Genomic DNA, 11,864 nt, shown 5'->3' with positions numbered 1-11,864 from the left:
GAAGTGAAGGAAGCGCTGTGGGACCCGGTTTCGATGATTGTGGCTGCGGCCAAATCGGTGCTGGAGCGTACACCTCCGGAGCTGTCGGCAGATATTATTGACCGGGGAGTCGTCCTGACGGGCGGCGGTGCGCTGCTTAACGGGCTGGACGAGCTGCTCTCTGAACAGCTGCATGTTCCGGTCTGGGTGGCGGAAGATCCGATGCATTGCGTGGTCAAAGGAACCGGGATTATGCTGGATCATTTGGACAAGGTCGTTAAGAAAAAGTTCTAAGCTGCCGATATAAGGGATAACAGCAGATTCAGGAAGGGGAATTGCCCTCATGATTAGAGGATTATATACGGCCGCTGCCGGTATGGTTACGCAGCAGCGTAGACATGACACGGCGACGCAGAACATTGCCAATATGAATACAACGGGGTACAAGCAGGTCGACAGCGTCAGCCACGCTTTTCCTGAAGTATTGATCTCAGCGATGAGCGGAGGCACTGCGAAGCAGGTCGGCCGCCTCAATACGGGGGTATTTGCCGAGCAGTCGATTTCCCAATATTTGCAGGGAGATCTGATTGAAAGTGGCAAGCCCTATGATTTTGCGTTATCCACCGACTTGTTGATTCAGGACCCCGCGACCGGAGAGAATATTGTTTTTGACGGCTCGGGTAAATATGTAAATGCCGACGGTGAGGTTATTTACCGGCCTCAGGCGTTCTTCACTGTTCAAGATAACGAAGGCAACAATTTATATACAAGAAACGGCAGCTTCACGGTAAATGCAGCGGGTGAAGTATTAAGCTCTGGAGGGTTCAAGGTACTCGACGCTGCCGGCAACCCGCTGGTATTGACAGAGCCGCAGGATAATCTTAAAGTGGACGGGCAGGGTAATCTGCTGGATCCGGCTACAGGTCTTCCTTCCGGAACGAAGCTTGGCATCAGCGTAATCACCAAACCGCAGGAGCTGGTGCGTGACGGGAATGGTGTTTTCCACGCTGATGATGCGGATGCTGCTGAAATCCGGTATGCGGATGCCGGTGATAATCTGCAGGTGCGACAGGGGTATCTGGAAGGCTCCAACGTCGATGCTACCCAGGTAACGGTTGATTTGAACGCAGCCTACCGGGCTTATGAGGCCAACCAGAAAGTTATCCAATTCTATGACACCAGCCTGCAGAAGACAGTGAATGAAGTGGGCAGAGTATAGGCCGCAGTAGCAATGCTTACTAAGCTTTTGGGAGGTTTGATCTGTGAACAATTCAACAATCGGTGCAGCCGTCTCAATGTCCAGTCTTCAGGCACGGCTTGATATCATTGCAGATAATATTGCCAATATGAACACGAATGGTTACAAGAGCAAGGAAGGCTCTTTTGAGGATGTGCTGACCCGTGTTCAGCAGCAGTCCAAAGAGTACGATCAGCCTGGCCGCAGTACGCCACTCGGCTTTAATATCGGTTTTGGTGTCCGTGTGGCTACGGTAACAAGCAATTGGGAGGAAGGCACGCTACAGGAGACCGGTAATCCGACAGACCTGGCGCTGCAGGGGAATGGATTATTCGGGGTTCAGGTCAACGGGGGCACGGCCTTTACACGCCAAGGTGATTTTCACTTTGCGCCTGATCCGGCTGACGCTAAACGTATGATGCTGGTGGACAATGTGGGGAATCCGGTCCTGAATACAGAAGGCAACCCGCTTACAGTGCCTGCCAATGTAAGTGCTGCGATAGATGAGAAGGGCCGGGTACTCACCAAGAACGGTGAGAACGATCCTGTACAGGTAGCGGGCACAATCATGATTGTGGAGCCGCTGAGCAAGACTGCGCTGCAGGCTGTGGATGGTAATTTCTATGTGCTTCCTGAAGGGGTTACGGCGGAGCAGGCTTTTCTTCAAAGAGAACCGGGTGAAGCTTCAGCAGTAGGCGTGCGTTCCGGTTATCTGGAGCAGTCCAATGTGGATCTCAGTAAGGAAATGACGGAAATGATGCAGATTCAGCGTACCTATCAGCTTGCCGCCCGGGCGCTTTCTTCCAGTGACCAGATGCTTGGCCTGGCCAATAATATGCGCGGGTAGGTGAAGGAATGAGTGTTCAGAGTAAACATAAGCCCGAAGAGGAAACCCAGCAGCCGGTGAAACGGCGCGGTGTATCCAAATGGACGATCATTCAGTGGTTTCTGATTCCCCTGCTGCTGATAGCTGCACTTGCAGGAGGGTTAGTTGCCGGATATGTCATCCTGGGCAAAAGAGAATTAAGCGATGTGCTCGAGTGGAGCACATGGAAGCATGTATATGATCTGGTGTTCTCACCTTAATTTAGAGCCTTTTTAGAACTCCCTTGTTGTACAGGGGAGTTTTCTTTTTTATACTGGAAAATGTATAATGATTGGGGACTAAGGGGGCGCCAGGATATATATTTCTGATAAGTCCAAAAAGGGCCCTCTCCGCCATGCTGCCGCGTGCGGCGGAGAAAGCCCCTTATCTCAACCTCCACTGCTGCAGGTCGTGAAGGATAATTATAGTTTTTTCCGAAGCAGTCCATATTTATGCAGTCTTTAGCAAAGAATAATGCTGAGTCCAGTAGCAGGGATTGTTTGAACACGCGGTTATATCCGAAAGGAGCTTTGCCAACATGCTTAATATCAATGAAATTCAAGAAATAATCCCCCACCGGCCTCCATTTCTGCTGGTGGACAAAATTATCGAAATAGAAATGGGCAAACGGGCAGTAGGCATCAAGAATGTGACGGTGAACGAACCGTTCTTCGCCGGCCATTTTCCGGGATATCCGGTAATGCCGGGTGTGCTGATTACGGAAGCGCTGGCTCAGGTCGGTGCTGTGGCTATTCTGGGAGTTGAAGCCAACCGCGGGAAGATTGGTTTTCTGGCAGGTCTGGACGGATTCCGTTTCCGTGGTCAGGTAGTGCCGGGGGATACGCTTACGCTTGAAGTGGAAATCACCAGACTTAAGGGCAGCATCGGAAAAGGCCAAGCTACTGCCAAAGTGGATGGCAAGATTGTGGCTTCCGGAGAAATTATGTTCGCACTAAGCTAGTACCTGTTATAAAATCATATATCATAGATGGAGAAGGAGAGATTCATATGACTCAATTAAGCCCGAAAGCCGAAGAAACTTTATCACGCTGGCTTCAGGACCCTTCTGTGGACGAGAACACCAAGGCAGAACTGAACCTTCTTGTGAATGAGCCGCAAGAGCTGGAAGAGCGGTTCTACAGGGATTTAGAATTTGGTACAGGCGGTTTGCGCGGTGTGATTGGTGCCGGCAGCAACCGGATTAACCGTTATACGGTAGGCAGAGCTACTCAGGGGTTCGCTAATTATATTCTGGAACAGCATACCGGGGAAGGCAGACCTTCCGTCGTAATCGCTCATGATTCCCGCCGGTTCTCCCCGGAATTCACTTTGGAGGCTGCGCTCGTACTGGCTGGTAACGGCATTGAAGCGCATCTGTTCCCTTCGCTGCGGTCCACACCACAGCTGAGCTTCACTGTACGCCATTTGAAGGCTACTGGGGGCGTAGTGATTACAGCCAGCCATAACCCTCCGGAGTACAACGGCTATAAAGTGTATAATTCCGAAGGCGGACAGCTGGTTCCGCATGAAGCGGAAAAGGTTATCTCCTACATATTGGAGGTTGATTCCTTCAATGGTGTAAAACGTATTTCCCGTGAAGAAGCCGAGAGTCAAGGCTTGCTGCATTGGCTGGGAGAGCAGGAAGATGAGGCCTTCACAGATACGGTGGCGGCTGTCAGTGTTGCCCGTGAGCAAATCACTTCTACACTTGGCCGTGATTTCAAAATTGTCTACACTCCGCTGCATGGAACTGGGAATCTGCCGGTCCGCAGCGTTTTGAAGAAGATCGGCTTTACCGAGGTTCATATCGTACCGGAGCAGGAGCAGCCGGATTCTGAGTTTTCAACCGTGAAGTCTCCGAATCCTGAGGAACGCGAAGCGTTCACCCTTGCGATCAAGCTGGGTGAGGAGCTGGGCGCTGATCTGCTGATCGGTACCGATCCGGATGCCGACCGTATGGGAGCCGTTGTGCGCGACAATGAAGGCAAATTCGTGGTTCTGTCCGGCAACCAGTCCGGTGCGCTGATGATCCATTACTATCTGAGCCGTCTGCAGGAACAAGGTAAGCTGCCAAGCAACGGTGCAGTGGTTAAGACCATTGTTACCAGCGAAATGGGGGCAGCCGTAGCTTCCCATTATGGCGCTACTGTATTTAATACACTGACCGGATTCAAATATATCGGGGAGAAAATGACCCAATTCGAGCAGTCCGGGGAGTATACGTACCTCTTTGGATATGAAGAGAGCTACGGTTATCTTGCCGGCAACTATGCCCGCGACAAGGATGCTGTGCTTGCCTCCATGCTCATTGCGGAAGCGGGTGCCTATTACAAGGCGCAGGGCAAGACGCTGTATGATGTCCTTCAAGAGCTGTATGAGCAGTTTGGCTACTTCCTGGAAAGCCTGGAGTCCCGCACACTTAAGGGCAAAGACGGTGTAGCGCAAATTCAGGAAATTATGAATGACTGGCGCACTAGCCCGCCACAGGAAATTGCCGGTGCCTCTGTAACCGAGGTCCTTGATTACTCACTCGGCCTGAATGGCCTGCCGAAGGAAAATGTACTGAAGTACCTGCTGTCTGACGGATCCTGGTTCTGCCTGCGCCCATCCGGCACAGAGCCGAAAATCAAAGTGTATTTTGCCGTTCGCGGTGAATCGCTCCAGAATGCAAAAGACAAGGTAGCTGCGCTGACGCAGCAGGTTATGTCCCGTGTGGACGGGAAATAATATATCCTACAAGATATTAAGTTTTCTACAGAAACGGATACTGCTCCTCACAGGACGCACGTCCGTTTCTGCTTGAGTTTAGGTGTTTTGAAGTGAAAGAGGAGGTACTTTTGGTGCAGCAGAAATGGCAACGATGGAATATAGCTTCGCGTAAGTGGTTGTGGATACTCGTGGTGATTGGTGTTTTGGCCGCTCTCCCGGTTGTATACGACCGCCTGCAGACGGAGAAGTCTTCCAAGACGGTTGAATTTGTATTTGATTATCGTGATCTCGTAGAGGTAGCCAGCTACCGCGTAAATCCTAAGGACTATATATCTGAACAGCTTGACCGCTTGAAGGATGCCGGTGTGCAGAGTATGGCCATTTATGAGAGCACGCTTGAGGATTACCGCAAAACCCGCCGCCTGATGTTATGGGGTGCGGCTGACATCGCAAATTTGACAGACACGGTGATTCCGGAAAATGAGAACTATACATACGTCCTCTTCACGAGCACGGAGAATAGTTCGGTGCTCGCACCGATCATACAGGAAGCCTTCAATCGTCTTGATATCGCAACTGAAAACTGGAGCTTCCGCGGACAGCAGGGACTTATCATCAAAACTCCGCTGGAGGACGCAACACTGAAGCCGCTGCAGCCGGACCCGTTTAATCTGGAAATGCTGCATGAGAAGGACTTTAATATTGTGCCCCGCCTGGTTGATTCTTTAGCATATAACCAGGAGGCTGTTACGAAGCTGCTGGATCGTTATCAGGAGCTTGGAGTTAAACGGATTCTTTTTGAAGGCGAATCTGTTAAGGGATTCAATGATGATGCTTCCGTAAGCAGCCTCTCTGCATTCGCAGATCTTCTTAAGGAACGCGGAATGGGAATTGCTGCAATTGAGAACATTAAAGTACAGCAAAAAGGATTTAACAGACTGTCTTATCTGCTCGATTATAATGTGACCCGGCTATATTCTCTCAGCGAAGGTGATTCCGGACTATCTCCGGAAGTCATTGCTGACCGCTTTGCGCTGGCCACTAAGGACCGTAATATCCGGATGATCTATCTCAATACCATTCCATCACGGGATACCACTAAGGCTCAGGTTACCGACACCTTGGACAACCTGGTAACCAGCCTTAGCGGCCCGGATGGGGCAGTGAATAAAATCGAAGATAACGGTTTTACTCTGGGTCAGGCTACGGCTTTTGAGGTTGTTGATTCCTCTTATCAGCGTTACTTCAAGCTGGGAGCTGTGATTGGCGCGGTATCTATGGTTGCACTTCTTGTATCTTACTTCATTCCTTGGCTTACCCTAGCGGCTTGGGCACTGGGTCTGGTCGGAAGTGCAGGACTGATGCTGCTGAAGCCGGAGCTGTTTGAACAGGCGCTGGCACTTGCAGTGGCGATCAGTGCCCCGACGGTTGCAACGGTGCTGGCTGTCCGCAAAATCAATGAACAAGGCCCGCCGCTGCGGAAGAGTACACTAACCTATGTGGTTATGAGCCCGGGGCGCCGGTTGGCGCATAGTCTTGTCCTCTATATAAAGACTGCGCTAATTTCACTGAGTGCCGTACCGTTTGTCATCGCATTACTCAACAATATTACGTACAGTCTGGTGCTCAATCAGTTCCGCGGCGTCAGCCTGCTGCATCTGGCTCCAATTGCCCTGACTGGGCTCTATGTGCTCTTATATCGCGGAGAGTTCGCGTTTAACAAGACAGGCAAACTACTTCGGACACCGATCACCCTTGCCTGGGTTATTGCTGCCGGCATTCTCGGCGTGATGGGTATGTATTACCTAAGCCGTACCGGCAATAGCGGCAGTGTAAGCTCGCTTGAAATGTCATTCCGTACCTTCCTGGAGAATACAGTGGGTGTGCGTCCTAGGAATAAGGAATTCCTGCTCGCTCATCCGTTGTTTATTCTGGGTGCCTTTATGGCCTATAAATACCGGAATGCCGCCTTTATCATGATTGTCGCGGTAATTGGCCAGCTATCAATGGTGGATACTTTCGCCCATATTCATACTCCGGTATTAATCTCAGTAATTCGCGGGGGGCTTGGCTTGGGACTTGGCCTAATTATTGGTCTTATCGCCGCCTTGGTATGGCAGATTGCGGAAGGGTGTTGGAAACGATGGTCGCCACTGCTCAGAAAATAATCATTTCCGGCTACTACGGTTTCCGTAACAGCGGGGACGAGGCAGTGCTGCAGTCTATTCTAAACGCATTGCAGAAGCAGTCTCAGGCTGCCGGCATTACTATTGAGCCTATTGTGTTATCCATAGATCCGGAATGGACGGCCGCCACGTATGGGGTGAAATCCGTCCACCGGATGAAGCTGGGTGAAGTCCGGCGCGCAATCTCGGAAAGTGACGGACTTATCAGCGGGGGAGGCAGCCTGCTTCAGGATGTAACAGGCAGCAAGACTATTCCTTATTACCTAGGTATAGTTAAGCTTGCCCAGTGGATGGGAAAGCCTACCTTTATTTATGCCCAAGGCATCGGTCCGGTGAGCCGGAAACTGTTCCATCCGCTGATCAAATCCGTATTCCGCAAATGTGTCTATGTGTCTGTGCGGGACGAGCAGTCCCGTCTGCTGCTGCAAAGTATGGGACTTGACGGGAGTAAGATTGAGGTGGTTCCCGACCCTGTTATGGGTCTGGAGCTTCCAGGGGCACCCGGAACGCCAGCCCAGGATCCTCAATCTCCCAATAGCCCAGTTTCTGCACTGAAGACTGTAGGCGTATCAGTGCGGTATTGGGAGGAATCGCGGCGGGAGCTGGATGCGATCGCTGAAGGGCTGGTACAAGCCTGTGCCGAAGCACCGCTTCACTTGCGGTTCCTGCCTTTTCACCATCCGCCAGACAATGAAGCCTCAAGATATGTGATGCAGAAGCTGGAGAAGAAGATAGCAGCGCTTGGAGGAGCAGTTAGTTTGTGTGAGGATGCGCTTCATCCCCAGCAGATGCTGCGTGAGGTTGCGGAGTGTGACGCTCTGATCGGTATGCGCCTGCACAGCCTGATCTACGCCGCCGGCAGACGTGTGCCTCTAATGGGTATCTCCTACGACCCCAAGATTGATCATTTCCTGGAGCGAATCCGCTGCAAGCCGGTAGGATCGACTAATACATTGGAAGGCAGCATGGTTGCGGCTGAAATTCTACACCTTCTGGAAAAAGAGGAAGCGTGGAAACGGGAGCGGGAGCCGTTAATCGCAGCCTTAGTTGAAGCAGCCGAGGCTCCGGCCCGGCAAATTACCGAATATTTCCGCCGTAAAGGATGATTGAACGTGAAAGCAGATAGTGTTTTGCCCACTGTTCCAATTTTTGGTATACGGGTATCCAAAGTCGACATGAAAGCTACGGTTTCCTATTTGACCGAGGCTGTACGTAACCGGGAGCCGCATCAAGTGATTACGGCCAACCCCATCATGGTTATGACTGCACTCGATAATCCGGCCTATATGGAGATTATGAAGTCAGCAGAATTGGTCGTCCCTGACGGAACGGGTGTTGTATGGGCAGCGGAATATTGCAAAGAGCCTGTAGCTGAGCGTGTAGCAGGATTTGATCTTTTACATGAATTGCTGCGCCAAGGCGAAGTCTATAACTGGAGGGTCTATCTTCTCGGTTCTGCACCGGATGTGATTCGGGAGACCGCTTCAAGGTTACAAACTCAATATCCGCGTATCGTAATATCCGGCTACCGGGATGGTTACTTTGGACCGGAAGCAGACGAGGAGATTATTGCGGATATTACCCGCTCTCAGCCAGATCTGCTTTTTGTCGCCAGAGGTGCAGACAGCCAGGAACCGTGGATCGCCAAGTACAAGTCCCGGCTGAATATTCCTGTGATGATGGGAGTGGGCGGGAGCTTTGATGTGATCTCAGGCAAAAGCAAACGGGCTCCTAAAGCTTTCCAGAAACTCCGGGCAGAGTGGTTATATCGCCTTCTCAAAGAGCCGACCCGATACAAAAGAATGCTTGCACTGCCGAAATTCGCAGTAAAAGTGGTGCGTGAGAAAGATAAAGTAACAAAAGTTCAGTGAAAAGCGTGAATTTACCGGAAAAATCCGAACAACAGCCTAAAAACGGAATTGGAATTTACTTTTAGTTCAGCGTATAATTCAATGCGGTAGAGAAATGGGGGTCGACTTTTCAAATGTTAATTATATACATCGCCGGATTTGTTGTGTGCATGGGACTTGCGCTCCTGTTGACGCCACTGGTGAAGAAATTCGCTATTAAGATTGGTGCTACAGATGTGCCGAACGCCCGTAAAGTGCATACGAAGATAATGCCACGCCTTGGTGGGCTAGGTATATTTCTGGCGTTTGTGTTAGGCCTGCTTGCCGTATTGCCAATTATTCCTTACGATTTCACTCCGCGGGAGGCTAACTTCATCAAAGCGCTGCTGTGCGGCGGCGGACTGATTGTTCTTATCGGGGGATTTGATGACCGGTTCGAGCTTTCAGCTAAAGTGAAGCTGCTGGGTCAAATTGCCGCAGCCTGCATCGTAGTTTTCGGGTTTGGCATTACTGTTGATTTCGTGAATATTCCTTTTAACAATACCTATTCTTCACTGGAGAGCTGGATCGCTGTTCCGCTGACGATCTTCTGGATTGTCGGTGTCACTAATGCCGTTAACCTGATCGACGGGTTGGACGGGCTAGCTGCCGGTGTATCCGGAATTGCAATTGCTACAATCGCTGTAATGGCATTTTTGATGGGCAATACAATGGTTGCGCTCCTGTGCCTGCTGTTGCTTGGCAGTATACTGGGTTTTCTGTTCTTCAACTTTCACCCGGCAAAAATCTTCATGGGCGATACAGGTTCACTGTTCTTAGGCTTCTGTCTTGCACTCTTGGCGCTGCTAGGATTTAAACAAATTGCGGTCGTGTCCTTTATTACTCCACTCCTGATCATTGGAGTTCCTCTATCGGATACATTCTTCGCCATAGTCCGCCGCAAGCTGCAGAAGAAACCTATCTTTGCACCAGACAAAGGGCATCTGCATCACTGCCTGCGCGAGCTTGGGTTCAGTCACCGTCAAACCGTTCTCATCATTTACGGCATTGCTGCTTTCTTCGGAGTACTGGCTGTTATTCAAACGTCCGCTTCACTCTATGAAGCGAACTGGGTAACCTTCGTAGTCATTTGCGTTATGCTGTTCTTCCTGCAGATTGGTGCTGAAATTACCGGCGTTATCAGTAAGACCAAACGTCCGCTAATTGACTTTCTTTTAAGAATGCGAATGAAGGTTAGTCCGGAGCGCGGATCCAAGTCATAAAGGCACCAGAAACGGTAATCTGCTATTATATTCCTTTAATTTACAAAGCTCATCCTTTTTAGGATGAGCTTTTTTATTGTATTCCTAAAAAAAACTGCCGCTATGACCGATAAAGAACAAAGTGAAGGATATCGAGAACATATACTCAAAGGAGAGATATAACACATGTTACGCTTTAAGAGAGCATTCGTTTGGCTGCTGCTGGCGGCTCTGATCGTTTCCATGTTTCCTGGTAAATACACGCCGCTAGCAGCGGCAGCAACCACGACCTACTTCAGTCCGGATGATCTCACGCTGCGGAATACAGCAAGTCTTGACCAAACAGCGGTCACTGGTGCAACAGCAATCACAAGAAATACTGTATATAAGACAAGTGCTCCTAACTTCTCCATAACGGGTACCTATGCGCAGGTAACTGCTTCCACAATGAAGGTTACTGTGCAACAGATGACGCAGAGTGGGGGGAAATGGGTTACAGATGAGACCCATACTACTACTGGAGCGGTAACTACGGACACTTTAAACCCGGATAACCGGTTTATAGCAAGTGGCCTAACCCTCTTTGCAGGATATAATAAAATTACTTTTTCAGGCATGCAAGGCTCCTTGCAACGCTCCGAATCGTTTTATGTGCTTTACGATAAGGTCCCTTACATTTCGTCTCTTCAAGTACTTGGAGGAGGACCCACTGCCATTAACTTAAATGAAGGTACCAAGGTTGTTGTACCTAACCAGCAGATCACGATCCAGGGTAATGTTACGAATGCAACCAAGGTAGGGGTATCCCTCAACGGTGGCTCTTCGCTGCAAACCTCGCTTCTTGAGGATGGAACCTTTTTCACACCAGCTCTCACTTTGAAATCTGGGGAAAACACGCTGGACATCATAGTGCAGAATGCAGCCGACTCCATTGCTATTAAACGTTCGGTGTATTATTTTGACACCAACAAGCCGTTTACCGATCTGCAAATCACACACGGCGATTCAACGCTGACGCCACCCGTCTACAAGGCTTATAGTATCTTGGATAATATCCCTACTCTGACAGCTAACGATACCACGGCCAAGATTATGGGACAGGTACTTTTGCCGTATAACGCCAGCACTAAGTCCTTTGAAGCGGATCATGAAGTGAAAATTAACGATGTGGTCGTTCCAATCGATGTATTGGAATCCTATACGATTGCCTCAGACGGTACATTTAGTACAACGACTGGTACAACAGCACAGAAAGAAATCATTATCCCGGCTCCGGATGGTGTGACGCCTCAATACCGTTTAATCACATTCCAGACTACAAGTTCATTTGCGCTTACTGCAGGAACTTCTAGCGTAATCGTCGGTATTAAGTACGGGACCTACACTACATCGGTCAAAGAAACTTATAAGTTCCTGGCGGGTGAGACCGTCATTACGGATATGTACTATCTTTCAGGTTATAAGGAAGTTTCTACAGGTAATATTGACGCTAAAACATTATCTAAGCTTCCTTTAAATGGTGCTGAAGTTGAAACACCTGACTTTTTCATTATGGTGAAGTCTAGCGCGGCACCCTCAACTTTATTGGGTTCATACCTCCCTTTGGGGGCATCGCTGAAGTTAGAGAAACAAACTAACCTCAATAACCTCGGTTCTAATGAGGCTGTCTATAAAGTTGTTGGCTTCTCCAACGGGCAACAAAAGGTGAAATTTCAATTTTCAGGTTCGCAATCTTTCTATAATGCAGATATTGCTTATGTCTCCAAGAACTATATTTATGTAGCTAACTTAAATGAT

The 11,864-nt window shown here is 49.6% G+C and carries 11 protein-coding genes; all 11 read left to right on the top strand.

Going from position 1 to position 11,864, the window contains the following annotated elements:
- A partial coding sequence (locus AQR02_RS34670; protein ID WP_245237638.1) for a rod shape-determining protein occupies nt 1-273 on the top strand: 273 nt, incomplete at its 5' end.
- Between the two features lie 49 nt (nt 274-322).
- Nucleotides 323-1,198 carry a flagellar hook-basal body protein gene (locus AQR02_RS20385; RefSeq protein ID WP_054942289.1) on the top strand — a complete coding sequence of 292 codons (876 nt, stop codon included), beginning with the start codon at nt 323-325 and terminating at the stop codon, nt 1,196-1,198.
- Nucleotides 1,199-1,241: 43 nt separating this feature from the next.
- On the top strand, nt 1,242-2,063 hold the full coding sequence (locus tag AQR02_RS20380; protein WP_054942288.1) for a flagellar hook-basal body protein: 822 nt from the start codon (nt 1,242-1,244) through the stop codon (nt 2,061-2,063).
- An 8-nt stretch (nt 2,064-2,071) separates the two neighbouring features.
- Nucleotides 2,072-2,302 carry a DNA-directed RNA polymerase subunit beta gene (locus AQR02_RS20375; RefSeq protein ID WP_054942287.1) on the top strand — a complete coding sequence of 77 codons (231 nt, stop codon included), beginning with the start codon at nt 2,072-2,074 and terminating at the stop codon, nt 2,300-2,302.
- A gap of 317 nt (nt 2,303-2,619) precedes the next feature.
- The gene (gene fabZ / locus AQR02_RS20365; RefSeq protein ID WP_054942285.1) at nt 2,620-3,042 is read left to right on the top strand and encodes a 3-hydroxyacyl-ACP dehydratase FabZ; all 423 of its coding nucleotides are present in this window, start codon (nt 2,620-2,622) and stop codon (nt 3,040-3,042) included.
- Nucleotides 3,043-3,089: 47 nt separating this feature from the next.
- Nucleotides 3,090-4,808 carry a phospho-sugar mutase gene (locus AQR02_RS20360; RefSeq protein WP_054942284.1) on the top strand — a complete coding sequence of 573 codons (1,719 nt, stop codon included), beginning with the start codon at nt 3,090-3,092 and terminating at the stop codon, nt 4,806-4,808.
- A gap of 113 nt (nt 4,809-4,921) precedes the next feature.
- Nucleotides 4,922-6,958 carry a DUF5693 family protein gene (locus tag AQR02_RS20355; protein WP_054942283.1) on the top strand — a complete coding sequence of 679 codons (2,037 nt, stop codon included), beginning with the start codon at nt 4,922-4,924 and terminating at the stop codon, nt 6,956-6,958.
- Nucleotides 6,934-8,082 carry a polysaccharide pyruvyl transferase CsaB gene (gene csaB, locus AQR02_RS20350; RefSeq protein ID WP_054942282.1) on the top strand — a complete coding sequence of 383 codons (1,149 nt, stop codon included), beginning with the start codon at nt 6,934-6,936 and terminating at the stop codon, nt 8,080-8,082. Before AQR02_RS20355 ends, csaB begins: the two co-directional genes overlap by 25 nt.
- Nucleotides 8,083-8,847, top strand: a complete 765-nt coding sequence (locus AQR02_RS20345; protein ID WP_425340018.1) for a WecB/TagA/CpsF family glycosyltransferase — start codon at nt 8,083-8,085, stop codon at nt 8,845-8,847.
- A gap of 113 nt (nt 8,848-8,960) precedes the next feature.
- The gene (locus tag AQR02_RS20340) at nt 8,961-10,088 is read left to right on the top strand and encodes a glycosyltransferase family 4 protein (protein WP_054942280.1); all 1,128 of its coding nucleotides are present in this window, start codon (nt 8,961-8,963) and stop codon (nt 10,086-10,088) included.
- Between the two features lie 165 nt (nt 10,089-10,253).
- The coding region (locus AQR02_RS32550) for a hypothetical protein (RefSeq protein WP_159067806.1) at nt 10,254-11,864 on the top strand (1,611 nt) is incomplete at its 3' end.

The organism is Paenibacillus ihuae (assembly GCF_001368795.1).
Taxonomy (GTDB): domain Bacteria; phylum Bacillota; class Bacilli; order Paenibacillales; family Paenibacillaceae; genus Paenibacillus_AQ; species Paenibacillus_AQ ihuae.
The sequence above is the reverse complement of the archived record's forward strand: the minus strand, read 5'-3'. Positions and strand labels throughout refer to the sequence as shown.